Source organism: Paenibacillus sp. sgz302164 (assembly GCF_056120505.1).
Genome location: NZ_JBVYOL010000012.1, coordinates 23,495 through 48,789, shown reverse-complemented (window position 1 = coordinate 48,789; position 25,295 = coordinate 23,495). Strand labels below are relative to the sequence as shown.

Genomic DNA, 25,295 nt, shown 5'->3' with positions numbered 1-25,295 from the left:
ACAGGGGCGTTTGTTTTTTTCGTTTAAACGAACCGCTATCCCTGATGCTATTTCCGTTTCCAAAAGAACTAAGCTTTTTACAGTAAAAACTAAATCTTTTCGGGTGAAATATGAAGGAATGGTTTGATAAAATAGTAAATGTAATCGCTTACAATTTTAATATTGGAAGGAAGTGGAGACGACGGCCTGCTACGAGCAGCACAGCATCATAGTAAAACTACATGCAATTTAACCTAATAAGGAGGAATGCGAAATGAAGCAAAAAAGAATGAGGTTATTTTTTGCGATTTTAATTTGTTTTACGCTTACATTGCCTGCAGTAACCGCGCAAGCGGCAACAACGATCACTTCCAATGAAACCGGCACCCATGACGGCTACTATTATGAACTGTGGAAGGATTCCGGAACGACGAGTATGACGCTCAATAGCGGCGGCGCGTTCAGCGCACAGTGGAGCAACATCGGAAATGCGTTATTCCGTAAAGGCAAGAAATTCGACGAGACCCAGACACACAAGCAAATCGGAAACATATCCGTCAACTACAGTGCCGACTACCAGCCAAACGGCAATTCGTATTTATGCGTCTATGGGTGGATGGTTGACCCGCTAGTCGAATATTACATCGTCGATAGCTGGGGCAGCTGGCGTCCGCCTGGAGCAACGTCAAAAGGCACCATTACCGTTGACGGGGGGACATATGACGTTTATGAGACCATCAGAGTCAACCAACCTTCCATTAAAGGCAATACAACTTTTAAGCAGTATTGGAGTGTCCGGACGTCGAAACGCACGAGCGGAACCATATCTGTTAGCCAACACTTTAATGCGTGGGAGAACATGGGAATGCAAATGGGGAAAATGAATGAAGTTTCGCTTACGATAGAGGGGTATCAAAGCAGCGGGAGCGCTAATGTGACTAGCAATACACTTACGATCGGCGGAAGCAGTGGCGGTGGTACTACAGGTACGAAAATAGAAGCCGAAAGTATGACCAAAAGCGGTCAGTACACCGGGAATATCAGCTCGCCGTTCAACGGAGTCGCTTTATACGCCAACAATGATTCGGTGAAATATACACAGAATTTCACGAGCGGCACCCATAATTTTTCACTCCGTGGCGCTTCGAATAACTCCAACATGGCCAGAGTCGATTTGAAAATCGGCGGCCAGACAAAGGGCGCCTTCTACTTCGGCGGGAGCAGTCCTGCGGTTTATACCTTAAACAATGTCAGCCATGGAACCGGAAATCAAGAGATTGAGCTCATTGTAACAGCCGATAACGGGACATGGGATGCTTATATTGATTATTTGGAGATCAACTAAAAGAGCGGAAGGAGGTAGAACCATGTTTAAAGCGAAAGCAGGAAAATGGGCGGCGATCGGGTCGCTCGTCGTATCTTTGTTCACGGGCTCGCTGGTGATGTTGGGCAGCGAGGCGCTTGCGGCCGATTGTTCGAACGGCTATGTAGCATTAACCTTCGACGATGGTCCGAATCCCAACAATACGACAACGCTGCTTAACACACTGAAGCAAAACGGCTTGCGCGCGACGTTCTTCAATGTTGGGCAGAATGCGCAGAATTACCCGTCACTCGTACGCGACCAGCAGGCGGCAGGCATGTGGATCGGCAGCCATTCATGGTCGCATCCGCACATGACGCAGTTGAGCGCCTCGCAGATGTCATCGGAAATTACACGCACGCAGCAAACGCTGCAGTCCATTACCGGCACGGCGCCGAAGCTGTTCCGTCCGCCGTACGGCGAGACCAACGCGACCTTGAAGTCCATCGAGGCCCAGAACGGTCTTACCGAAGTGCTATGGAGCGTTGACTCCCAGGACTGGAACGGCGCTACCGCCGCCCAGATCGCAGCCGCCGCGGGCAGGATGCAAAACGGCGATGTGATCCTGATGCACGACCAATACCAGACTACGCTCCAAGCAATCCCGCAGATCGCGCAGAACCTCAAGAGCCGGAATCTTTGCTCCGGCATGATCTCGCCGGGCACCGGCCGGGCGGTCGCGCCTGACGGCGGAAGCAGCGGTGGTAACACAGGTGCGAAAACAGAAGCCGAGAGTATGACCAAAGGCGGCCAGTACACCGGGAATATCAGCTCGCCGTTCAACGGAGTCGCTTTATACGCCAACAATGATTCGGTGAAATATACACAGAATTTCGCGAGCGGCACCCATAATTTTTCACTCCGCGGTGCTTCGAACAACTCCAACATGGCCAGAGTCGATTTGAAAATCGGCGGCCAGACAAAGGGCGCCTTCTACTTCGGCGGGAGCAGTCCTGCGGTCTATACCCTAAACAATGTCAGCCATGGAACCGGAAATCAAGAGATCGAGCTCGTTGTAACAGCCGATAACGGGACATGGGATGCTTACATTGATTATTTGGAGATCAACTAAAGCTCCATAGCGGCAAACGATCCTTCCATACAAAGTTCCGGCGGAATCTTCCCGAGGTCCCGAGGACACTAAAGACAACTACCATTCCCGATGTATGGGCGTGAGAGTTGTCTTTTTCCTTACCCGTCTCGTTTCCGAACATCAAAAAAAGCCCTTTCAAAAGTCAAAAATGGAGCGTTTAAGGCTTTCGTGGTAGCGGTTACAATTTAAACTACAAAGAGGAGGGGTTGTAGTGATTGCTAACAGGATAAGTCATGCGGCTGTAATGAAGACAACAAGAAACAATTCATTAAAAACAAAAAGGTGGCTATGGTGTTATTTATTCTTACTGCCACAAGCATTATTGTATGTTTCTTTTACGTTATATCCTATGATTATGAGCTATGTATATGCCTTTTACGAGTGGAGCGGCATTGGTCCTATAGATGAATTTGTCGGTCTTGACAACTTTAAGGAAACCCTCTTGGACCCGTTATTTTGGAACGCTTTTAAAAACAGCTTTATATTCATGGGGGCACTCGTTCTTATTCAAGTACCGCTTGCATTGCTGCTGGCTCTGTTATTAAGTGCCTCCTGGTTGAAAGGCTCCGCTGCTTATCGGACGATCTTTTTTTTGCCTGTGGTTACGACGACAGCTATCGTTGGCCTTGTTATGAAGTTTATATTCGGAGCTTATAAAGGATTGGTTAACGAAGTTTTTATAGCAATCGGATTGATTGATGCTCCGATCGACTGGCTTGGCAGCGCCGATACGGCACTGCTGATCGTGACATTTGTAGGGATCTGGAAGTATTTTGGGATTAAAGTGATTTACTGGTTATCGGGCATTTCCACGCTGCCGAAAGATTTATACGAAGCTGCAAAAGTGGACGGTGCCTCGGCATTCCAAAGCTTCCGGCTCATTACGATCCCGCTGTTGATTCCTGTAGGAACCGTGATTGTTCTTTTGTCAGCGGTGAATGCGCTACATGTGTTCGATTTGGTCCAGTCCATGACGGGCGGTGGCCCATCCTTCTCAACGGATATGGTTGACGTTTATATTTACCGGTATGCTTTCGGCGGCGGCGGGGAATCTAGAATCGGATTCGCTTCGGCAGCCGGGGTCGTATACGGCTTTGCTATCTTGTTCGTATCGCTGGCCTTTGGTTTACTCTCCCGTATGGCGGGCGGGAAAAAGCGAGGAGCGCAGCACTAGAACTGCAAGTTCATACATCTTTGATGAGGAAGGGATTAGATATGGAAGCTGCAAAATCTGTGAAAAAGCTGGTTATTCCCATTACACACCTATTGTTAATTGGTGTAGGCCTGATTTGGATTTATCCATTTATTTGGATGGTAACGGCGTCGTTTAAAACGAACTCCGAGTACATTTCGGGCGGATTGTCCGTCTTGCCGAAATCGTTTCAATTTGAAAACTATGTTAGAGCCTGGGAGACGGCTAAATTCTCCATTTATTTTTACAATACCGCGATCATTTCGGTATCCGTTGTTCTAGTTGTTATCTTACTATGTGCCATGACAGGCTATGTGTTAGGGCGGTTCGAATTCCCGGGGCGGAAATTGATATTAGTATTAGTTGCGGCAACGTTGTTCTTGCCTAAAGGCTATACGATTATTCCAGTCTATACGTTAGTTAATTCACTCGGATTAAATAATACGCTTGCAGGGGTTATACTTGCAGAAGCCGGCGGAGCGCATGTGTTATTTATCTTATTGTTTACAGCATTTTTTCGGGGAGTGCCGAGAGAGTTGGAAGAGGCGGCGCAGATTGACGGGGCGGGATTTCTGCGCACCTTTCTTCAGGTCATGCTGCCCCTTTCGAGGCCGACGATCGCGACAACCGGAATTTTACAGTTTATGTACTCTTGGAATTCCTTCTTAATTCCGTTAGTATTTACTTTAAATAAACCGGAATTAAGAACGCTTGGTGTCGGAATGTATCAGTTTGTCGGCGAGCATTCCGTCGACTGGACCGGAGCCGCTGCAGCGGCGAGCATCTCCCTCATTCCAATCATCTTCATATTCGTCTTCTTTCAACGTTATTTCGTAGAGGGGATTGCCGGTGCCGTAAAAGGATAGGAGAGACAGCATGTGAATAGATTTGTCGATATGTTGGATCAATGGACGAATCATATTGAGCTTCGACCTAAATTGTTGATCACTTTTTATTTTATAAGTATTGTGCCGCTTATTGTTACAGCGGCTTTCTTTTATATGACCTTAACTCAATCGCTTGGGGAAGAGGTAGGGGCATCTATGGTGCAAACAACTAGGCAAGTTGATGAACGAATAAGTTCTTTTACGGAAGAAACGACCCATTTGATCAAATTAATACAGTTTGATTCGGATACCCAGGCTTTCCTGGATTGGAAAGATCCCGCCGATTTGTCCCTGATTCCGAATCTTCAGGCCCTTAGAAACCTCATTTCTACCATTTCAAATCAAAACACTCATATACGCGGTGTTTATGTTGTTAACGATCACGGTAATTTCATTTCTGACGGTAAGGATTTTTCGAAAATAGGGTTTGATTTTCTAAACGACCCTTGGTATGGCGAGGTCATCAAGCAAAAGGGCTTTCGTTTATTTCCCGCGCATGCGCAAAACTATGCCCAAGGGGAATCGGTTGTTACGTTTGCAGGCAGAATATTCAAAGTTTCCGATCTGAAGGAAAGCGGTACGCTGCTGCTGGATTATGATGCGAGATTTTTATCCGGTATGATTGATACCATCCAGGTTGGGAATACAGGTTCCGTATTTATGATTTCACAGGAAGGGAAGTCTGTCGTTAATCAAAGCGGGGAGGGCGAATCGGAAGACCTGATCAAGGAAATCAACTTGCTGCCGGAATTTAAGCAGGACCAAGGCTATTTGTTTACTGAGGTTCATGGAGTAAATACGCTTGTAGGCTTCTCAACCTCTAAGGCGACGGGTTGGAAAATTGTCGCGGCTGTCCCGTTTCGAGAGGTGTCTGGAAAGATTGAAGCCCTCAAATGGGCCATCTTGATCATCGTCTGCGTAGCTCTTGGGTTTATCGTCCTTTTTGCCAAATATTTGAGTCAAGCTATCACTAACCCTATGATCCGGCTTGCCGAATATATGAAGCGTGTCGAAAAAGGAGATTTATCCGCCAGGGTGCCTATCGATAGAGGGGATGAGCTGGGCTTATTGACACGGCGCTTTAACCGTATGCTAGAACAAGTTCAGGAATTAAAAGAAGAAGTGTATTTGTCGGAAATTAGGGAGACCAGGCTCCAGTTATTAAAGCGGGAGTCCGAATTGAAAGCGCTGCAAATGCAGATTAATCCGCACTTTTTGCACAATACGTTAAATACGATAAAGTGTGTCGGTGAAGTCTATGACGTGAAGGAAGTCGCGATTATGAGTGAGGGCCTGGCAGGAATGTTCAGGTACAGCATCGATACCGAGAAATATAAAACGCTGCGGCAAGAAATTGATCATGTAGCAGCCTATATACAAATTATTCAAGTTCGGTATCCCGGACGAATTCGCTGCCATTTTGATATTGCGGCACACCTTGAAGAACAGCCGGTGCTTAAATTAATCCTTCAACCTCTAGTTGAAAATGCGATCGAACACGGCTTGATCCCCAAGTCGTCAGTAGGGGATATTTGGATAACAGCCGTTGAAGCGGATGATAACGAGCTTGTTTTACGTGTTGCGGATAACGGAGTAGGTATTGCGGCTGAGCGTTTGCAGGAGATTAAGCGCAGGCTTGCCAGACAAGCAGACGAAGCTGTCGACGGTGAGGAGCCGTTGGCCGGCCATGTCGGGTTGTTTAATGTGAGCCAACGATTATTTTTAAACTATGGCGGGCAAGGAAGGCTTGGAATCGATTATAGTCCGTTAACCGGAACGATTGCAGAAATTCGTATACCATTGGATGAAGACAGAGAGGACGGCAGCTATGCATAACTTATTAGTAGTGGATGACGAGTTTTGGATGTGCGAAGGGCTGAAAAAAATTATAGCCCGGCTAGGCGTTCAATTTACGGTTACGGATTCGGCTCGGGACGGCAGGGAGGCACTGGCCAAGCTTGAACAAGGGAATTTTGATGCGATTATTACGGACATCAACATGCCGGGCATGAACGGGCTGGAGATGATGAAGGAAATGCGGGAGCGGCAGTTCAAGCAGCAGGTAATTATTGTTTCAGCATACGACGAATTTGAATATGCCAGGACGACTATGCGCTTGGGTGCGATTGATTACTTGATAAAGCCTGTCAACAACGAGGAGCTTTCCGCCGTATTGACCAACCTGCAGGAATTATTGTCCCGGCGTACGGAAGCGCCGTCAACTGAGAAGGAAACGGCTATCGGTCTCACCGGTTTGGTCGGTGGCGTAGAGCTTGTTCAATCGGTCTTGAAAACGATGGAGCGTTTGTATATGGAAGACCTGTCACTTTCCCTGCTGGCCGATCAGGCAGGCTTTAACTCTTCCTATCTTAGCCGGTTATTTAAAATAGAAACAGGTAAAGGCTTTGTCCAGTATTTGAGAGATGTGAGGATGAGGCACGCATGCAGAATGCTTAAGGAGACAAGCTTGACAAATATAGAAATTGCTAAACAGGTTGGCTATTGGGACGAAAAACATTTTAGAAGAACCTTTAAAAAGGATTTTGGGATGACGCCGGGAGAATACCGCGATAAGCATCAAAGTAAAAAATAGACCCTCTAAAGTAAAAAATGGGCGTCTTAATATGCATAGAGTAAGCGTTTACAATAAGGATGTAAAAACGGATATTGCAATTTCACAAGGGGGAACTAACATGTTAAAACGTACAGGTTCAGTCACGATTGCAGCAGCAATGGCATTTTCGGTTGCGCTCTCCGGATGTTCGCAAGAAAGCAGCAAACAAGGAGCGAAAGATGGAAGCGCTAATAACCGAGCCAAAGAGGTCGTGTTAAAGGTTTGGGGCGCTGACCAATCTAGTTGGGATGGGGAAGACAGTCCGGGACAGCAGGTCGTCAAAACTTTTAACGAGAAGTATAAAGGGCAAATTCGAGTAGAGGCCAAATATACTCCGTGGGAAGGACATAACACAGCGGTACAGGCAGCTTTTGCTTCCGGGGATGAACCCGATTTGTTCCAACTGCCGTTAGGCTCTCAAGTTTCCGATTATGTAGATAAGCACTTAATTCAACCGATTACAGGATTAGTATCAGATAAATGGAAACAGAATTTTTATGAAGGGTCGTTCCAAGAAGGGGTTAACCAATTCAATGGTCAAATCTATACTTGGCCGAGTTCAGGTCCGTCTCTCAGTTATATGCTGTACTACAATAAAGATGTTTTGAAAAATGCCGGGCTGGAGCCTAAAGCCCCAAAAACGTGGGATGAGCTAAGAGAAATGGCTCAAAAAGTTACAGCGCAAGGAAAAGGGGATGTTTACGGAGTAACGTTTGCAGGCGGAACGCCGGCACGCTTTACTCAACTCGTTGTAGCCGGCTTCGCTGTCGGAGCCAGTAAAGGGGAAAGTCCTTTCGACGGATTCAATTTTATTGAAGGTAAATATGACCTTGCCTCCAAGGCTTGGGTAGATTCGGTCAATTTCTTGTTAACTTTAAAGAAGGAAGGGAGCATTCTGCCATCTTCCTTTATGTTTAAAACATCAGAATCCGAGGCGTTGTTTGCGGAAGGCAAGGCGGCTTTTCTTTTAAACGGCCGCTGGTCGCTTGCTAATCTAAAAAATTTGAATCCAAAGCTTAATTTCGGCTCGGCCTATGTACCTACGCCGGATGGAAGCACACCTAAATTTGGATATACGTTGGCTGTTCCCGAACGTGGCTATGTCGTTTCCAAGAACACAAAGCACGCCAAAGAGGTGGGGAAATTTATCGAGGAAGCATTTACTTCCAAAGAATATTATAATTTATACATGAAAAAAGGGATCTCTTTAACACCTATGCCGGATGTAAACGCGGACGAAAGCAATTATCCGTTCCCCGAATTAAAGGAGTTTGTCAAAGTTCATAACGATGCTTGGATACTCGGACCTGACGCCATTGCCCGCAATCCGGAATTAGTTCCTGTATCCAATAAAATCGGCAATTTGGTGCAAGACAAGATGAAGCCGAACACGGGTGAAGTGCTTCAGATGATTTTGAACGGTAAAGCAACCAATGTGGAAGCAACGCTGAAGGAACATTCCGATAAGTTGAATAAAAACCTGCAAGATGCCATAAATAAATCAAAAGCTGAGGGCGCCAAAGTAGATATGGAGGATTTCCATTTCCCGAAATGGGACGGAAGCAGCAACTTTAAAGAAGTGAAATAAGACTGCTGATTGCGGACGAGAGTTGAAAGGATGGAGGTACCTTGAAGCAGCCCAATGTAATTTGGATCTTGGTCGATCAGATGCGTGCCCAAGCGATGAGCCACCGCTTAGATCCGAATGTCAGCACACCTAATCTCGACAGAATGGCGATTGAAGGGGTCAACTTTACACATGCGATCTCGGGAACTCCTCTTTGTTCGCCGTTTCGAGGTTCTCTTGTGACGGGAAAGTATCCGCACCGTTCCACCGTTCCTGCTCTTCACTCGCCAATGTCAACTGAAGCTAAAACGGTAGCGCATGCGTTTCGGGAGCATGGATACCGGACCGGATGGTTTGGAAAATGGCATCTGGATGGAAACCGCCCGGAGCTGGATCTTAAAGATTCCAAAAATCACGCCAGCACCCGGTATATCCCCCCGGAAAGAAGAGGAGGATTTGAAGATTGGTGGGCATACGAGAATAATAATCAGCCTTTTCACGGCTATGTTCATACGGACGGGGAAGACGGACGGCCTTTATCATTGAGGCTTCCCGGTTATGAGACCGATGCGTTGACCGATTTGTTCATCGAGTGGATGAAGCGGCAGGCAGGGGGCGCACAAGATTATGCAAAAAAGCCTTTCTTCGGCGTTCTATCCGTACAACCTCCGCATGACCCCTATGTTGCGCCTGAGGAGGATATGAAAAGGCACCGCCCTGCCAACATTCGGCTGAATCCCAACGTCCCCGCCGTCAAAGACATCGAGGAACGCGCCCGTTTAGAATTGGCGGGTTATTATGCAGCCATTGAGCGGATTGACTTCAACGTCGGGCGAATAAGAGATGCGTTATTGAAGCTTGGCATCGATCAAGAGACGTATGTGATCTTTTTCAGCGATCACGGAGATATGCATGGAGCACACGGTCAATTTCGAAAGATGGCGCCTTGGGAGGAATCCATCCGCATTCCTTTTCTGGTCAGCGGACCGACCCGCCGAAGCTACAAGCCAAAGCGGTCGAATGCGCTGGTCAATCACGTTGACATAGCCCCGACAACACTTGGTTTGTGCGGCATTCCGGTGCCTGAGGATATGGAGGGCTTTGATTATTCATCCGTTATTTTGGATCCTGCTCTCAATTCCGATTCGGCAGCTATGCCTGAAAGCGCCTACATCAGCTTGCCGCTGCCGCAAGCCATGCAGCCAGGGCCCTTCGAGGAAGGGATCGATCGCCCTTTTAGAGGTGTAGTTACCCGCGACGGTTGGAAGTACATCGCTTTGGAGCATCAACCATGGCTGCTGTACAACTTGAACTCTGATCCGTATGAGATGGTCAATCTTGCTTACAGTAAGTTTAATCGCAGGCATTTGGAGAGGCTTCACGGAATGTTGAAGGATTGGATTGCCAAAACCGGGGATCAGTTCGAACTTCCGGAGCAAGTATGGTATAGCGGTATATAACGGATTCGTGAGGGTGAGAACATGAGTAAACCGAACATTTTGTTGATTACGACGGACTCCCAGCGATGGGATACGTTAGCCTGCATGGGCAGCTCATTTGCCGTTTCGCCCAATTTGGACAAACTTGCCAAGGAAGGCGTGCTTTTTAAACAAGGGCACACATCTTCGCCTGTGTGTATGCCGGCAAGATGCAGCCTGATCACGGGATTACATACGCCTGTCCATGGCTGCATTGAAAACGGTGTGGAAAGAAGAACACATTTTCCAACGCTGCCGGATTTGCTGAAAAAAGCCGGGTACTACAATATGATCATTGGGAAGGCCCACTTCGGACCGGTGCCTGACTCTTTTGATGTCAAGCATATTGTGACTGAAAAAATGGTTAATGCCTCCGATTGTTATGCGGAGCATATTGCAAAGCACGGTTACAGTCGGATAAGCCATCATCCGAATCCGGTGCCGGACCATTTGTTTATGGAGGCCTTTTTGGTCGATAAGACCATCCAGGAGTTGGATAGATGGGAACAAGAGCAGAGTGAGCCGTTCTTTGCCTACTGCTCCATGGTGAGTCCGCATGAACCGATAGATCCCCCGGGCAAGTGGGCGGAATTGTACGAAAACATAAGTTTGCCTGAGGCCAACTTCGTTCCGGGAGAAATCGACGGGTTTCCGAAGCAAATGAAGGCTCTTCTCGGATTGAGGGACTCAGTCTCTTATCAAAATGAGAACTTTAATCATGCGCTTGAACAGCTAGAGACAGCAAAAGGCGTCGTATACCGGGAAGAATTGAAAGAAAAGGTGGATCAGCTTCGCAAACTTTACTACGGTTTAGCCGCTTATTGTGACGAACAGGTCGGACGACTGCTGCGATATCTGGACGAATCCGGGCTGCGCGAGAACACTCTCGTTATTTTTTCTTCCGATCATGGATTGCAGTTGTTCGACCACGGATTTAATGATAAGCACAATTATTTCGACGCTTCATGGCGCGTACCTTTTATTATGAGTATGCCGGGTACCTTGCCGGCGGATGAAGTTCGAGACTTTGTGACGTGGAACGATATACCGACAACGATATTAGGGGCCGCAGGTATACAATCTGAAACGATGCAGGGTTTCGATTTGTTTAGCCCGCTGAAGCAAGGCGAAGCATCGCCACGCAAGTACGCGGCGGCAACTTTGTTCAAATCGGCTGCGATCGCGACAAATCGTTGGAAGCTTACGTATTATTTTGACGAGGCGGCGGGGCAGTTGTTCGATCGCGTGTCTGATCCATTGGAGAGAAACAGTCTTTTTGATGACGAGAATTACGCAGAGATTCGCAATCGCATGCTGCAAGCATTGTTAACCTGGCGGGCGGATTTGATGGATGTTCAGTATTATCACGAATACGCGGATGCTACTTTAAACCGCTTGGACACGCAAAAGATCAAAGCCCCGGTAGCCAGAAGAGTGATCAACGAAGTTAGACAAATGAAAGGAAGAGAAGCGGAAGAACGTTTAAATTGTCTTCTTGAGCAGCTTGATTTATTACACTAATGAAGGAGTTGAAGTGAATGCAAACGGGAACCAGAAAACCTAATATTTTGTGGATCTCTCTTGAGGACACCAGCCCGCGATTCGGCTGCTATGGCGATCGGTTAGCAAGAACTCCAAACATCGATAAGCTTGCGGAAGACGGGATCGTCTATACTAACGCATACTGCACGGCCGGTGTATGCGCACCAAGCCGCTCGGCTATTATCACCGGCATGTATCAAACTTTTATTGGAACGCACCATATGAGGACAGAACATACGAATGAATATACGCCAGAATTGCCTACTCCTTATCAAGCGGTTCCACAGCCTTATGTGAAGACCTTTACGGAATATTTACGCGCGGAAGGGTATTATTGTACGAATAATTTCAAGACAGACTATCAGTTTGATCCGCCATTAACCGCCTGGGACGAAAACGGTATGCAAGCTCACTGGAGGAACCGGGAGCCTGATCAGCCCTTCTTCGCAGTCTTTAATTTCATTTGTACTCATGAAAGCATGATGTGGTCGGAAATGATCAGGAAAAAGTATTATCCGAACGGGGATTTCGATAAAGAGGTTAGGACAGACCCTGCTCGGGTGGTGATTCCTCCATACCTGCCGGACACGCCTGAGTCCCGGCTGGCACTCGCCAAATATTATGATCTTATTGAAGAGGCCGATGCTTATGTAGGGGAACTGCTTCGTCAGCTTGATGAGGACGGATTGGCGGAAAACACGATCGTGTTCCTTTGGAGCGATCACGGCGAGGGACTCCCGCGTGCCAAACGCTGGCCTTACGATGCCGGAATTCGTATTCCCCTCATTGTTCGGCAGCCTAATGGGCCGAAACATGGGATTGATGAACAAATGGTCAGCCTTATTGATTTAGCGCCAACGGTCCTATCCTTGACCGGCGCCCCTGCACCGCAGCATCTTCAGGGGAACGTGTTCCTGGGCGAGCGATCGAAACGCCGGGAATATATATACGCCACTCGCGACCGTTATGACGAGTCCTATGATATGGTGCGTGCCGTGCGAGATCAAAGATATAAATATATTCGCAATTATTACCCTGAGAAGCCATATCTGCTCTGGATTCCTTTCAGCCACTCGCATCCGATGTATCATGATCTATGGCAACTGAAGTTGAATGGAACTCTAAGCCCGGAGCAGGAGCTGCTAATGGCAAACAAACGTCCCGCGGAAGAACTGTATGACTGCGTGAATGATCCTTACGAATTGCACAATTTGGCCGATGACCCTGATTATCGGGATGAGTTGGAGCGCTTGAGCAATGCACTGGATGAATGGCGGGAAATGTATGATAAGTGGGGGGATATCCCTGAAGACCGGATGGTGGCAGGAATGTGGCCCGGAGGGGTACAGCCTCAAACAGCGGCTCCGATCTTCATTCCGATAAACAATCAATTACGTGGTACGGATGCCTCGGCGGAAGGGGAATTTTCCGAGCCAACGGTTATTATGCTTCATTGCGCAACGCAGGGCGCGTCCATTGCCTATTCTATAGAAACAGAGGGGGCTACTGAGCCGCGTTGGAAGCTCTATACCGAACCCATCCTATTGAAAAATGGAGAGACAATGATCAGAGCGCGAGCATCCCGCATCGGATATAAAGACAGCAAGGAAGTAACCGCGGCGTATTCCGGAATGTACGCCTCGAGCCCATTAGGAGAGAAATCAATATGAATCCCAATAATCTTCCCTATCAAAACAGCAGTCTGCCTGTTGAAGAACGGATAGACGATTTACTGTCAAGAATGACGCTTGAAGAAAAAATCGCACAATTAGGCTGTATCATGTGGAATCCACATCTTACCGATGATCGGCAGGAACAGGCGATAAGTAACGGAATCGGACAAATATCAACCATTTTATTTGGAAAATTGGATAGCCCCCGTACTATTGCGGAGCTCATTACATGGATTCAGAACCTTTGCGTGGAAACAAACAGACTGGGGATTCCGGCCCTTTTTCATGGAGAGGCGTTGTCCGGGGCCATGGTTCCGGGCGCTACAAGCTTCCCGTTAGCTATCGGTTTGGGGGCTGCATGGAATCCGGAAAATATGCGCGGGATGGCAGAGGTAGTTAAGAAGCAGCTCCGATCCCTGGGAATCCGGCAAGCACTTTCGCCAGTTCTGGATGTGGGACGCGATCCGCGCTGGGGGCGGATAGGTGAAACATACGGCGAGGACCCGACGTTAATTTCCAGCTTGGGGGTCGCTTATGTTACGGGAGTACAGGGACAAAACCTAAAGGAAGGCGTCGCGGCTACAGCCAAGCATTTCCTGGGCTACTCCATGACAGAGGGCGCACTCAATATGACGGAGGAACAAATTCCTCCACGCACTCTTCGCGATCCTGGGCTACTCCATGACAGAGGGCGCACTCAATATGACGGAGGAACAAATTCCTCCACGCACTCTTCGCGAGGTCTATGCCAAACCGTTTGAAGCCGTAATCCGCAAAGCGGATATCGCCTCCGTCATGAACTCCTACAGTACGCTGGACGGAGAACCGATTATTGCATCGGAGGCCGTTCTGTCGGACTTTTTACGCGGAGAGCTGGGCTTCCCGGGGCTTACCGTATCGGATTACAGGTCTATCGATAAGCTGGTCACTTCTTTCAAAACGGCGAAGGATATGCAGGACGCAGGCATTCAGGCGATTAAAGCGGGTATGGATATGGAGCTTCCGCACACAAACGGATACGGCACCCTGTTACTTGAGGCGATAATAGCCGGAGAAGTAGAGATGTCATACGTAGACAGATCCGTACGAAGAGTGCTCGAAATCAAGTTCCGGTTAGGGATATTCGAGAACCCGTACCCTGAAATGGAACGGATTGAATCTGTTTTTCATCAACAGGGTGACGAAGAGTTGGCGCTGAAGATGGCGCGGGAATCGGTGGTTCTCATCAAGAATGAAGGGGAATTGTTGCCTTTGGCCAAAAACTGCAGCAAGGTGGCCGTCATTGGTCCCAACGCTCACACCTTGCGTAATTTATTCGGCGGCTACTCCCATCCTGCAAGTAAAGAGTTATTTTTTGGCATGGCGAAAATGGTTGGCGTCGAAGTAACAGGGAATTCCAACGTACCTTACGAAGAACAATTGCATGAGCTGGAAACGGCATATTTACCAAAAGCTTATCCTTATATTTCTTCGATTTACAGCGAACTGAAAAACAGGCTGCAACATGCGGAAGTAACGTACAGCAAAGGTTGCGATCTCGACAGCCATAATCAAACGGATGTTGAAGAAGCGGTTCGGCATGCACAAAAAGCAGATATCGTCATCATGGCAATCGGCGGGAAGGATGGCTTCGGTAAGCCGTGTACTACAGGAGAAGGGAATGATTCCTCCCAGATCGGCCTATCCGGAATACAGGAAAACCTTGTGAAGGCCGTCTATGCTTCCGGTACGCCTATCGTTCTCGTTCATATGAGTGCCCGTCCGCTCAGCAGTCCTTGGATAGCCGAGCATATTCCTGCGATTTTAGAAGTTTGGCATCCCGGGCAATCAGGGGGACGTGCCATCGCGGACATCCTCCTCGGCGATTATACTCCAGGAGGAAAGCTGCCGGTCAGCGTTGCCAGAAGCGCGGGGCAAATACCAGTCTACTATGCCCATCGAAACGGGAGCGGTTACGAAGGACGCGGGGTGGACATGTTTGTCACCAAGGAGGGATACGTAAACGAATCTTTGGATCCGCTTTATCCTTTCGGCCATGGCCTGTCTTATACACAATTTTCCTACTCGCATCTGGAATTGTCGAGTAAAGAGGTGAGGCCTGAAGAGGTTCTGACGGTTTCGTGTAAGGTTAAAAACTCCGGTTCTAAAGCCGGGGATGAAGTTATCCAATTATATATTGCAGATTTAATTGCGTCTATCGCACGCCCTGTCAAAGAACTGGCCGGATTTGGGCGAATTCATCTTCAAGCCGGGGAAGAGAAGCATGTAACCTTCCATATAGCAATGAGTCAGCTATCTTTCTTGGATCGTAAGATGGAATGGATCATTGAGCCCGGAATGATGTCTCTTATGATAGGTTCTTCCTCAACAGATATCCGCTTGGAAGATACCTTTGAAATTGTGGGGAAACGGACGGTTGTAGGGAATGACAGAGAGTTTTTTGCAGAGGTTAGGATAGCGGATTAATTGAGGAAAAAGGAAGGGACTTCTGAAGTGAAACCAAACCTTTTATTTATTATGGTAGACCAGCTGCGTTTTGATTATTTAGGATGTGCGGGAGCCGATTTTATCCGTACGCCAAACGTGGATCGAATCGCTTCGAGGGGAACTTTATTTACAAATTGTTTTACAAATTCTCCTCTTTGTGTGCCTTCCCGGATAGGTCTGGCCGCAGGAGTGCACCCCGGCCGTCTCGGTGCTTTGAACAATGAATCCTATCTGCAACCGCATACTCCGACATTCTACCAACGATTTCGCGACAACGGTTACCGCGTTGGCTGTGTCGGGAAACTTGATTTGGCAAAACCGGATCCGTATAACGGGCGTTATGGGGACCGACCGTGCGTCTATCAATGGGGTTTCACGCATCCTGAGGAAGTGGAAGGAAAGATGCATGCCGGCTTATACCCACAACCGCAAGGACCGTACGGCTTCTATTTGCAAGAATTAGGTTTGTACGATGCGTTCCACGAGGACTATTACCATATACGCCGAAAAAATGGGTTTGCGCTTGATTGTAGAGACTCGGTGCTTCCTACCGAAGCCTTCGCAGATTGTTATATCGGGAGACGGGGAGCTGCCTGGATAGACAATGTGCCCGATGACTTTCCATGGTTTCATTTTGTCAGCTTTGTTGGTCCGCATGATCCATATGATCCCCCCTCAAAGTATGCTAATCGGTATAGAGCCGCGGTAATGCCAGAGGCAATTAAGCTGGTTCGCGAAGGTAAGCCGGGTTGGGTTCAAGGACGTGTGAAGACGGAGGATCCGGAAAAAATAGCCGAAACTCGCCGCCAATACTGTGCATCCATGGAAGCGATAGACGACCAGATCGGGCTGATTTTGGATAGCTTGGAGAGGAGAGGGATGCTGGATAACACATATATGATATTCACTAGCGACCATGGCGAGATGCTCGGTGATCACGGGATGTATACGAAGTCGTTGGCGTATGAGTCATCGATTCATGTACCCCTAATTATATCGGGATCTGGAATCGAAGCAGGCAAAATTTCTGACGCGATGATTGAATTGATCGATCTTAACGCCACGTGTTGCGAACTGGCTAATCTCCCCCCAGATGGACGATTGTACGATTCCCAATCATTTTTGCACGTTCTTCAGGGAAAAGGAGAGACGCACCGCAAAGATGCCGTAACCTGCGGAGAGAACTTTAAATGTATCCGTACAGATCGATATAAGTATATTCAAAACATTAACGATAAGCCGGAGCTGTATGACTTACTTAACGATCCAGACGAAACAATCAACATCGCTGCCGAACACCCGGAGTTAATGAAGGATTTCTCAAAAAGGCTAGCACAGAGATTTTTAGATTACGCGACGTATAGGTAAATGTGTTTTGAATCAACCTGAGTCATCCGCGGAGTGCGCTATGCTTGAAGCCAATGTCATCTCTTCCAGCCGGACGTAACGAAGATTGGCGTCCTTGAGCTCGGATAATACTCCCTCCAAGGCGAGAAGCATGTATTTCGGCGCTTCGGGATCTGCACCCCAAGTATTTCCGCAGTCGTGAAGCAGCACAATGGCGCCTTCTCCGTCTGGAGCGGAAGCGGAGGTTATTTGGCGCATCAGCTTGTCCTTCAGATTGTTCTCCGCAGTGTTTCGGCGCCAATCGAAGCCCATCACAGACCATAGTGCGAATGTATACCGTTTGGCGAGAAACAGATCGCAAAGGGAGAAGAGCCCCCATGGAGGACGGTAATAGCAGGGGCGTACGCCGGTGATGGACTCGACTGTGTCTGCGGACCGTTCAACATCGCGTCGTACCGCCCATGGGGGCATTAGGATGTTCATCCGGTGTGTGTAGTTATGGATGCCGATGAGATGCCCTTCACGCCACATGCGCCGGATCAGGTCCGGGTGGGCTGCAGCTTTTTCTCCGAGCACGAAGAAAGTGGCTTTGACCCCGTATTTGTGCAGCAAATCGAGAAGGAACGGCGTGTAAACCGGATTCGGCCCGTCGTCAAAGGTGAAAGCGACTTCCCGCGGAACTGCGCCTTTGCGGATAACGCCTATGCCGAGGATGCGGGTAAGAACGAATGGGACGATCACATACAAAATAAGGATACCGGTAATAATTATAAAAACAGGTCTATTTATATTTATCAAGGAAAGCTTCATCCTTTCAAAGGCGGCTCTTACGCATTCGCAGCAGCGATTAACGGCCTGCCGCCGCTTTGCGTGGGAACGTATTGGTTTTCCATCTCCATAATCGCCTCCAAGGCAGTCGCGGCGCTATGTTTACGGCTGATCCGCCGGGCTGCCAGCTTCATGCGGCTTAGATGCGATCTGTTGGCCAACAGCAGCTGCAGATAATCCGCTAACTCGCTCTCGTCGGATGCCTCCAGCGCGGCGCCGGCACCGACAAGGTAAGCGGCATTGTCCCGCTCTTGACCCGGCAGCGGTTTAAACAGCAGCATCGGAAGCTCCAGCGAAAGCGCTTCGGTAACGGTGAGGCCACCCGGCTTCGTCACGATCAGATCGGATAAGGCCATAAGCTCATGGACTTCGTTCACATAGCCGGTAATCCGATAGTTGTGCAGATTAGCTCCCGACTCTTCCAGCCGCTGTACTTCTTCCTCCAGCGTCGTCTGCAGTTTCTTGTTGCGTCCGCAGACAATAACGAACTGTACATTTCCCGGAAGACCGCTGCTTTGCAATTGAGACAACAATTCTTTGCCGATCAAACCGCAGCCTCCTCCCATGACAAGAACGACAGACTGATTCGGTTGTAACCCATATTTCCCGCGAAGTTGATCGCGGTCATAAGCATTGGAGAAGGAGTGACGGATCGGAATGCCGGTCACTTCGATCTGGGATCCCGGTACTCCGTGCTGCAGAAGCGCTTCCTTCACATGCTCGGCTCCTACCAGATAGCGGTCGGTAAAAGGATGGACCCAATAACTATGATCGGTATAATCAGTTATTATAGTGGCTGTCGGCAATCCCGTAAGCCCGTTGGAACGGAGGAAGGACATCGCGGCCGCGGCTCCAGGGAACGTGCTGACAACCTTCGTCGGCTGCACGCTTCGCAGCAGCTCCATCATCCGATAGGTACGGAAGGAGCGGATTTTTTTGAACAAGGTGGACCATTTGTTGTCACTGCGCGTTTTGCGGTATAAGTATCCGTACATGGAAGGCAGGTTCTTCATCCACTGCAAGTAGCAGAACTGGCCGACTGCATGCAGACGCGGATGGACCCATTCCATAAAATCGACGGTGACGATCTCCGCTTCCGGGCAGCGCAGCTTCGCCGCCTCCATAATGGCTTTCGCGGCCTGGATGTGACCGTCGCCCAGGGATCCTGTCAACAGCAATATTTTTTCGCGCTGCATTACTTAAGCACCTCGCTTTGCTTCAACATACCTGGCGTATAGGTACTGCCGAACCAAAGCTGCCGTACGCGGCCTAGCGCATAGATCACCGTTTCGGCTACGGCAATGGCGCCTGCAATGTCAAGCAGGACGTGCTGTTTGACGAATTGGGTGGAGGCGATGATCAGCAGAGACATGATGGCAACCGCAATGCGGATGGGCCTAGCGACCGATGTAGATCGAAGATAGGCTTTCATCATCAAGTAAGACGTCAGCACATGCGTGCTGGGAAAACAGTTGATTGGCTCATCTTTGCTGTATACGTAGCGGACAGCTTTTGTCAGGAAGTCGTCTCCGACAAGCTCAGGCCGCGGTACATAAGTTTGATAGAGAGCGTAGATGGCATAGCACGCAAGAAGGCCGAAGACGAAATGGAGCAATGTTTCGTAATAAGCCTCGCGCTGCTTCACAGCCAAATAGATGAAGGCAAGAATAAGGAAAGCGTACCAACCCATATAGGGAAGAATGAAAATTTTCAAAAAAGGAAGCTGACGATCCAAATCGGTAACCAAGCTATGCGCGGCTCCTCCGGCATGATTGAGATAAACGTAAATCGTGCCGATCAGCGGAATAATCAATAGCGAACTTAAAGTAAGCAAAAGCGGTTTGATCCGTTGTATATTCATGTTGAATTCCTCCTGAATGATTTGTTAATACGATACCCATATAAAACGTGCTGCGTCTATTTGCTGATGTAATAGCTGATACACAGCACCAGTGTAACAACAAAGGCAAACCCTACCCGTTTCAACGGCATGCCCCCCAGTCCCTAAATGTATAGGTAGAGTATAGGGCGAACTATTGAAGATTCCAGGGGGATCTTTCTAAAGAAATTCTTAGGATGGAAAAGTTAAGGCCTGATTAGCTTGCTTAAAAGCTAACCAGGCCTTTCCTGCATTCTGCGTGACAAAAAGTTCAAAGAGATTTTTGTATGCATTTCTTCAGATTTTCTTAAAAAATATCCCCACAGGTTCCTTAGATTTATCCATTAATATAATCACATAAAAGTTTTAAATCGTTCTTTGCTGCATGAGCTAATCCATAAATGAAGAAAATAAGGGAAATGGGGGGGAGTCATTTGACTTCAAATCAGTATGTAACGTTCTTCCAACGATTTATTAACAATCCAAGGCGAGTCGGAAGTGTCATTCCCAGTTCACGGTTTCTGGCCGGTAAAATGGTTCAATCTGTGCCATGGAATGATGTAACCGCAATCGCTGAGCTCGGTTCCGGCACAGGAGCTATCACACGCTTTATCAAACCGCGAGTAAATGGATCTACTAAGGTATTATTGTTTGAAATGGACGATAAGATGAAGAGCGATTTGCAAACAAATTACCCCAATTTCGGATGTCATTCAAACGCCTGCCATTTAACTGAAATCATGAAGCAGAAAGGCATCAATCAATTGGACTGCGTGATTAGCGGATTACCCTTTTTTAATTTTACGAGCGATCTAAGAGAAACTTTAATTAATCAAATTACCGAAGCATTAAAACCGGGGGGCTATTTTATCGCTTTTCAATACTCCCTCCAGATGAAGAAACATTTATCCCAAAATTTCATTATTGATAAAATCGATTTCGTGCCGCTCAATTTCCCTCCGGCTTTTGTTTATATATGCCGTAAAAGGAGCAAAGCGTAATGATTACAGTGCTTGTCGTCGATGACGATTCGGAAATTAGGGATGTTATTCATGTATATTTACGAAACGAAGGATATTGCGTTCTAGAGGCTGCAGACGGTCTGGAAGCGTTAGAGGTATTAAAGTCAAATTCTGTCCATCTGGTGATCTTGGATGTGATGATGCCCCGAATGGATGGCATTACAACTTGCTTCAAAATCAGGGAAACTTCAAAGCTCCCTATAATCATGCTCTCGGCAAAGGAAGAAGATATTGACAAAATTACAGGTCTCACTACCGGTGCCGACGATTACGTTACGAAGCCCTTTAATCCATTAGAACTGCTGGCGCGAGTCAAAGCTCAGCTAAGGCGGCAAACGTTCGCGGAGAAAGAACCAAACGAACCAAACGATTCTCTAATCCGTATCCAAGACCTCGTTATCGACAAAGCTAAGCATTCCGTAACGATGAAAGGAACCGAAATTTCGCTGACGCCGCTAGAGTTTTCCATACTGGAATTACTCGTAAGCCACCCGGGGCAAGTATTTAGCGCGGATAAAATTTACGAAAGCGTGTGGAATGAACCGTCCGGATATACAAATAATACGGTAATGGTTCACATTCGGAATTTGCGCGAAAAAATAGAGGATCTCCCAAGAGAGCCGCGATATATTAAAACCGTTTGGGGAGTTGGGTACAAAATTGAAAAATAATTGGTCCCATCTGATAAGCGGTAAAAGAAGCATTCGCTTTGAATTATTTTGGGCGTCCGCATTTAGTTTTGTCATTGCAATATTCTGCTTCGTCATTGTAGACATTAGTGTCAGTTTTTTTGTAAATCGATTTCAAACGGGATACTACTTTTTTAATCTTGCCCCTGTTTCTTTTGTAATAGCCTTCATTTTTTCTTTTTATAAACTGACCCGTCGCATGGTTAAGTACATCATTGCTTTGGCTGATGGGCTTCAAACCATCTCCGAAGGTAATTTGTCATTTCGGGTTCCTGTCATTCGCAAAGATGAACTCGGACGGGTCGCGCTTAACATCAATTTGATGACGGAACGGTTGCAGCGGCAGATCGAAAAGGAACGTAAAATCGAAAGCTCCAAAATGGAGCTGATTACGGGCGTTTCCCACGATTTGCGCACGCCGCTTACGAGTATTATTGGCTATTTGGAACTGTTAAGAACGGATTCATTTCAAAACAGAGTTGAATATACACGGTTTGTTCAAAACACGTACAACAAAGCCGTTCATTTAAAAAAGCTAATCGATGATTTGTTTGAATATACGCGTCTTATAACTTCCGACATCCAATTACATTTGGAAACGATTGATGTACATCAACTACTCGACCAGATGCTGTTTGAATTCGAACCGCTTGCTCAGGAAAACGGAATTCAAATCGTTAAAAAGACAGGTCATTCCCCTGTTATTGCCTTGATTGACGGTGGTAAATTTGCCAGAGCTATCGATAATCTGCTGATGAACGCTCTCAAGTATTCCGTTAAGCCGGGTACTATTCACATATTATTAAGGACGGATAATCAACGATTTTACATCGAGGTCGAAAATAAAGGACAACCCCTTACGCAAGAACAAGAAGACAAACTGTTTGATCGTTTTTATAAAGTTGATCATTCGCGGAGCAGTGAAGGCATTCAGAACGGGACCGGATTAGGACTTTCCATCGCCAGAAATATTATCGAACTGCATGGAGGAACTTTAACACTAACGCATAAGAATGGTATTTTTGTTTTTACAATTGAGGTTCCCTTCAGAAACCCACCTTGAAACGCCCGGAAAATCAATGTTTTCGGCATTTTGGGGTGGGGAATGGTTTTAATTCAACAATTGTTGATGGCTTGTTGAGTAATCCACACATCACGCGGATTTGACGATTGCAATTGTCCTGATTACGTTTAAAATATAGACATGAGTTGAAAAATCAATCATTGTCGAATATTATAAGCAACTAATCAATTTACATGATAATATCTAATGAATGCAGGAAGGAGGCATAGTCATGAATCGAATTGAAAAGAGCAAGGAAAAATACAAACAGCTATTTGGTGATGGAGTGCTGGTGAAGAGAATCGTTTTGACAAGGGACTTGCGGTGCAGGCAGAGATTTTTGGTGATATCATTGCAAAAATGCGCGAAAGTGCTCCGGCAAACCAAAAACACATACAGGATTATCTTTCTGCTTTCTGTTTCGGGGACTTTTATACTCGTAGCGGGCTTGACTTGAAAACAAGGGAGCTGCTGACACTCTGCATTGTTAGTGCATTGGGTGGTGCTGATGGTCAAGTTAAAGCACATGTGCAGGGTAACAAAAATGTGGGCAATGACAAGGAAACATTGATCACCGCCATTACACACTGCCTTCCTTATATGGGATTTCCGAGAACACTCAACGCTTTACATTGTATAAATGAAATTATCCCCTAAAAAGGAGATGTTATTATAGAATATCGTACTGTAGGAAAAACAGGAATCAAGGTTTCTAATTTATGTTTCGGTACTATGTCTTTTGGTGCAAATGCCGATGAAAAAACATCGAAAGACATGTATAAACGCTGCCGGGAAGCGGGTATCAACTTCTTTGATACAGCTATGGTTATGGTGAGGGACGTTCTGAAGAAATTTTAGGGGAATGTATCGCCCACGAGCGGGAAAACGTCATTATAACTACGAAAGTCTTTTGGTCATTCCGTCCTGATGTCAACGCATTGGGCACCTCAAGACGAAACATTATACAAAATGTTGAAGCCAGCCTAAGACGCTTAAAAACGGACTATATTGATTTTTATTTTCTTCACGACTTCGATGAAAGTACAGCAATGGAAGAAATGTTACGAGCATTGGACGATTTGCAGCGGCAAGGCAAGATTCTTTACCCTGCTGCAAGCAATTGGGCAGCGTGGCAAATCACCAAAGCTCTTGGAATTTCTGCAAAAGAGCAATTGGCTCGTTTCGAATTAATCGAACCGATGTACAGCTTGGTTAAGCGTCAGGCTGAAGTCGAAATTTTACCCATGGCGAAGTCCGAACAAATTGGAGTCATTACGTACAACCCGCTTGGCGGGGGGTTATTAACCGGTAAATATGGGGTAAACAAACGTCCTGAACAGGGTCGTCTTGTAGAGGATGCCCGCTACAAAGATCGTTATGGTGCCGATGAGGATTTTGTTACGGCTGAAGAAATCACCAAGTATGCGCAATCACATCATGTGAATCCTGCAACTTTAGCTGTTGCTTGGGTTATGGCAAACCCTGCTGTTACTGCGCCGATCATAGGTGCCCGCAATTTAAACCAATTGGAGGACTCGTTGGCGGCAGCCGATTTTAAAATGACAGCAGAGATGTACGTTGAAATTTCGAATTTATCAAGAACGCCATGCCCCGCTACAGATCGAACAGAGGTATTAACTGGCAAGTGGAGGTAAACTATCCAGGAGGTTTTTTTGGGGGCTAAACGAAATAATTTACTTATATTTATTTTGACCATTGGAGTTTTCGGAATTATAAATACATAAATGGGTGTTATTGGAATATTACGCGTCAAGAGCGTCCTGACAATGAAGCAGGACGCTCTTGTTATACATGGACTATAGACTTCTTTCTAATAAGGCCCCAACTTGTTTGGCCATTGCTTGAGGAGGGTATGGCATTCCATTTCTGATCCACCATTCAATTATACCTACATAAGCGGTCCCAGAATATTGCAACATAACGTCTTCGCTTAAATCCGTATTTCTTCCGCTTTCTCTGTCAATCTCTCCTTTGAATCCTTCCGTAATAAAATCAAGCAGCCGTGTTCTAAAAGAAGGGGCCCCTTTACTCGCTAACATGGTCGAAAAGAATAAATAATTTTTCTCAAAATATTCGAAAAAAGGTAAAAGAGCATTGCTCCAATCCAGCTTGCATGCCCATTCACCCATCTCCGCTAATTCGTTAATGTGAGATTCTATGAGTTTATCCAATAAATCAAATTTGTCCTGGTAATGAAGATAAATGGTTCCACGGTTTATGTTTGCCCGGTCGGCAATATCCTGAATTGTAATTTCATCGAAATTTTTTTCAGTCATCAGCTCAATGACAGCCTTTTTCATAGCTTCCTGTGTTTTAAGAATTCTCCGATCCACTTTTGCCATCGTAAATACCCACCAAACTTTCATAGATGATTAACATTTTCGAGTACAGTGTTGAGAGATCGACATATCGCGTTTCTTTAACTATTGAAAATAAACGACTTGTTTATATAATAATTGACGTAAGTTGATTAATCAAATATATTTGGCTAACTTCTAAGGCGAGAGCGGAAGCTGTACCGGTTTAGGCAAAATAAAGGCTGCCGGGCGCCCGGCAGCCTTTATTTTTCTA

At 46.8% G+C, this 25,295-nt stretch carries 21 protein-coding genes and 1 pseudogene; 18 read left to right on the top strand and 4 right to left on the bottom strand.

The features are described from left to right. Positions 1-253 precede the first annotated feature (253 nt). From AC0LWT_RS20220 to AC0LWT_RS20160, 13 genes are all read left to right on the top strand, one after another. Complete coding sequence (locus tag AC0LWT_RS20220; protein WP_474683069.1) at positions 254-1,324, top strand: glycoside hydrolase family 11 protein; 1,071 nt, start codon at positions 254-256, stop codon at positions 1,322-1,324. 22 nt (positions 1,325-1,346) lie between these two features. Further along, positions 1,347-2,414 (top strand): polysaccharide deacetylase family protein, encoded by a 1,068-nt coding sequence (locus tag AC0LWT_RS20215; protein WP_474683068.1) that lies wholly within the window; start codon positions 1,347-1,349, stop codon positions 2,412-2,414. Between the two features lie 370 nt (positions 2,415-2,784). Continuing rightward, complete coding sequence (locus tag AC0LWT_RS20210) at positions 2,785-3,609, top strand: carbohydrate ABC transporter permease (protein ID WP_474683067.1); 825 nt, start codon at positions 2,785-2,787, stop codon at positions 3,607-3,609. A 41-nt stretch (positions 3,610-3,650) separates the two neighbouring features. After that, positions 3,651-4,493, top strand: a complete 843-nt coding sequence (locus AC0LWT_RS20205; protein ID WP_474683066.1) for a carbohydrate ABC transporter permease — start codon at positions 3,651-3,653, stop codon at positions 4,491-4,493. 12 nt (positions 4,494-4,505) lie between these two features. Then, the gene (locus AC0LWT_RS20200; protein ID WP_474683065.1) at positions 4,506-6,350 is read left to right on the top strand and encodes a sensor histidine kinase; all 1,845 of its coding nucleotides are present in this window, start codon (positions 4,506-4,508) and stop codon (positions 6,348-6,350) included. Further along, positions 6,343-7,107 (top strand): response regulator transcription factor, encoded by a 765-nt coding sequence (locus tag AC0LWT_RS20195; RefSeq protein ID WP_474683064.1) that lies wholly within the window; start codon positions 6,343-6,345, stop codon positions 7,105-7,107. Before AC0LWT_RS20200 ends, AC0LWT_RS20195 begins: the two co-directional genes overlap by 8 nt. 100 nt (positions 7,108-7,207) lie before the next feature. Then, positions 7,208-8,716, top strand: coding sequence for an ABC transporter substrate-binding protein (locus AC0LWT_RS20190; RefSeq protein WP_474683063.1), 1,509 nt, complete (start codon positions 7,208-7,210; stop codon positions 8,714-8,716). Between the two features lie 41 nt (positions 8,717-8,757). After that, a complete protein-coding gene (locus AC0LWT_RS20185; RefSeq protein ID WP_474683062.1) occupies positions 8,758-10,155 on the top strand; it encodes a sulfatase family protein in 1,398 nt (465 codons plus the stop codon). A 21-nt stretch (positions 10,156-10,176) separates the two neighbouring features. Beyond that, a complete protein-coding gene (locus AC0LWT_RS20180) occupies positions 10,177-11,694 on the top strand; it encodes a sulfatase family protein (protein WP_474683061.1) in 1,518 nt (505 codons plus the stop codon). Positions 11,695-11,711: 17 nt separating this feature from the next. Beyond that, positions 11,712-13,385: a sulfatase-like hydrolase/transferase gene (locus AC0LWT_RS20175; RefSeq protein ID WP_474683060.1), complete on the top strand. Its 1,674-nt coding sequence runs from the start codon at positions 11,712-11,714 to the stop codon at positions 13,383-13,385. After that, the gene (locus tag AC0LWT_RS20170; RefSeq protein WP_474683059.1) at positions 13,382-14,149 is read left to right on the top strand and encodes a glycoside hydrolase family 3 protein; all 768 of its coding nucleotides are present in this window, start codon (positions 13,382-13,384) and stop codon (positions 14,147-14,149) included. The genes AC0LWT_RS20175 and AC0LWT_RS20170 overlap by 4 nt, the downstream gene beginning before the upstream one ends. A 34-nt stretch (positions 14,150-14,183) precedes the next feature. Then, entirely contained in the window at positions 14,184-15,854 is a 1,671-nt protein-coding gene (locus tag AC0LWT_RS20165; RefSeq protein WP_474683058.1) for a glycoside hydrolase family 3 C-terminal domain-containing protein, read from the top strand. Next, on the top strand, positions 15,855-17,243 hold the full coding sequence (locus AC0LWT_RS20160; protein WP_474683057.1) for a sulfatase family protein: 1,389 nt from the start codon (positions 15,855-15,857) through the stop codon (positions 17,241-17,243). It abuts the gene before it with no gap. Between the two features lie 12 nt (positions 17,244-17,255). On the opposite strand, the gene AC0LWT_RS20155 is transcribed toward AC0LWT_RS20160, so the two are convergent. Genes AC0LWT_RS20155 through AC0LWT_RS20145 form a run of 3 tightly spaced genes read right to left on the bottom strand, consistent with a single transcriptional unit; the run spans position 17,256 to position 19,911 of the window. Further along, a complete protein-coding gene (locus tag AC0LWT_RS20155; RefSeq protein ID WP_474683056.1) occupies positions 17,256-18,020 on the bottom strand; it encodes a polysaccharide deacetylase family protein in 765 nt (254 codons plus the stop codon). Between the two features lie 29 nt (positions 18,021-18,049). After that, positions 18,050-19,246 (bottom strand): MGDG synthase family glycosyltransferase, encoded by a 1,197-nt coding sequence (locus AC0LWT_RS20150; RefSeq protein WP_474683054.1) that lies wholly within the window; start codon positions 19,244-19,246, stop codon positions 18,050-18,052. Continuing rightward, positions 19,246-19,911, bottom strand: coding sequence for a phosphatase PAP2 family protein (locus AC0LWT_RS20145; RefSeq protein WP_474683053.1), 666 nt, complete (start codon positions 19,909-19,911; stop codon positions 19,246-19,248). Before AC0LWT_RS20145 ends, AC0LWT_RS20150 begins: the two co-directional genes overlap by 1 nt. Before the next feature lie 437 nt (positions 19,912-20,348). Here AC0LWT_RS20145 and AC0LWT_RS20140 point away from each other — a divergent pair, with 437 nt between their 5' ends. From AC0LWT_RS20140 to AC0LWT_RS20120, 5 genes and pseudogenes are all read left to right on the top strand, one after another. Continuing rightward, on the top strand, positions 20,349-20,930 hold the full coding sequence (locus tag AC0LWT_RS20140; RefSeq protein ID WP_474683259.1) for a class I SAM-dependent methyltransferase: 582 nt from the start codon (positions 20,349-20,351) through the stop codon (positions 20,928-20,930). Continuing rightward, positions 20,930-21,622 (top strand): response regulator, encoded by a 693-nt coding sequence (locus tag AC0LWT_RS20135; protein ID WP_474683052.1) that lies wholly within the window; start codon positions 20,930-20,932, stop codon positions 21,620-21,622. The genes AC0LWT_RS20140 and AC0LWT_RS20135 overlap by 1 nt, the downstream gene beginning before the upstream one ends. Continuing rightward, positions 21,612-22,703 carry a sensor histidine kinase gene (locus AC0LWT_RS20130; RefSeq protein ID WP_474683050.1) on the top strand — a complete coding sequence of 364 codons (1,092 nt, stop codon included), beginning with the start codon at positions 21,612-21,614 and terminating at the stop codon, positions 22,701-22,703. The genes AC0LWT_RS20135 and AC0LWT_RS20130 overlap by 11 nt, the downstream gene beginning before the upstream one ends. Positions 22,704-23,027: 324 nt before the next feature. Beyond that, complete coding sequence (locus AC0LWT_RS20125; RefSeq protein ID WP_474683049.1) at positions 23,028-23,360, top strand: carboxymuconolactone decarboxylase family protein; 333 nt, start codon at positions 23,028-23,030, stop codon at positions 23,358-23,360. Positions 23,361-23,435: 75 nt separating this feature from the next. Beyond that, a pseudogene (locus AC0LWT_RS20120) lies at positions 23,436-24,358 on the top strand (aldo/keto reductase). A 162-nt stretch (positions 24,359-24,520) separates the two neighbouring features. On the opposite strand, the gene AC0LWT_RS20115 reads toward AC0LWT_RS20120, so the two are convergent. Continuing rightward, complete coding sequence (locus AC0LWT_RS20115; protein WP_474683048.1) at positions 24,521-25,066, bottom strand: TetR/AcrR family transcriptional regulator; 546 nt, start codon at positions 25,064-25,066, stop codon at positions 24,521-24,523. Between the last annotated feature and the right edge of the window lie 229 nt (positions 25,067-25,295).

Bases quoted from the DNA above. Each gene is read 5' to 3' on its own strand.
- AC0LWT_RS20220 (WP_474683069.1), top strand. From the start codon at position 254: ATGAAGCAAAAAAGAATGAGGTTATTTTTTGCGATTTTAATTTGTTTT.
- AC0LWT_RS20215 (WP_474683068.1), top strand. From the start codon at position 1,347: ATGTTTAAAGCGAAAGCAGGAAAATGGGCGGCGATCGGGTCGCTCGTC.
- AC0LWT_RS20210 (WP_474683067.1), top strand. From the start codon at position 2,785: ATGATTATGAGCTATGTATATGCCTTTTACGAGTGGAGCGGCATTGGT.
- AC0LWT_RS20205 (WP_474683066.1), top strand. From the start codon at position 3,651: ATGGAAGCTGCAAAATCTGTGAAAAAGCTGGTTATTCCCATTACACAC.
- AC0LWT_RS20195 (WP_474683064.1), top strand. From the start codon at position 6,343: ATGCATAACTTATTAGTAGTGGATGACGAGTTTTGGATGTGCGAAGGG.
- AC0LWT_RS20190 (WP_474683063.1), top strand. From the start codon at position 7,208: ATGTTAAAACGTACAGGTTCAGTCACGATTGCAGCAGCAATGGCATTT.
- AC0LWT_RS20180 (WP_474683061.1), top strand. From the start codon at position 10,177: ATGAGTAAACCGAACATTTTGTTGATTACGACGGACTCCCAGCGATGG.
- AC0LWT_RS20175 (WP_474683060.1), top strand. From the start codon at position 11,712: ATGCAAACGGGAACCAGAAAACCTAATATTTTGTGGATCTCTCTTGAG.
- AC0LWT_RS20170 (WP_474683059.1), top strand. From the start codon at position 13,382: ATGAATCCCAATAATCTTCCCTATCAAAACAGCAGTCTGCCTGTTGAA.
- AC0LWT_RS20165 (WP_474683058.1), top strand. From the start codon at position 14,184: ATGAACTCCTACAGTACGCTGGACGGAGAACCGATTATTGCATCGGAG.
- AC0LWT_RS20150 (WP_474683054.1), bottom strand. From the start codon at position 19,246: ATGCAGCGCGAAAAAATATTGCTGTTGACAGGATCCCTGGGCGACGGT.
- AC0LWT_RS20145 (WP_474683053.1), bottom strand. From the start codon at position 19,911: ATGAATATACAACGGATCAAACCGCTTTTGCTTACTTTAAGTTCGCTA.
- AC0LWT_RS20140 (WP_474683259.1), top strand. From the start codon at position 20,349: ATGGGGGGGAGTCATTTGACTTCAAATCAGTATGTAACGTTCTTCCAA.
- AC0LWT_RS20135 (WP_474683052.1), top strand. From the start codon at position 20,930: ATGATTACAGTGCTTGTCGTCGATGACGATTCGGAAATTAGGGATGTT.
- AC0LWT_RS20115 (WP_474683048.1), bottom strand. From the start codon at position 25,066: ATGGCAAAAGTGGATCGGAGAATTCTTAAAACACAGGAAGCTATGAAA.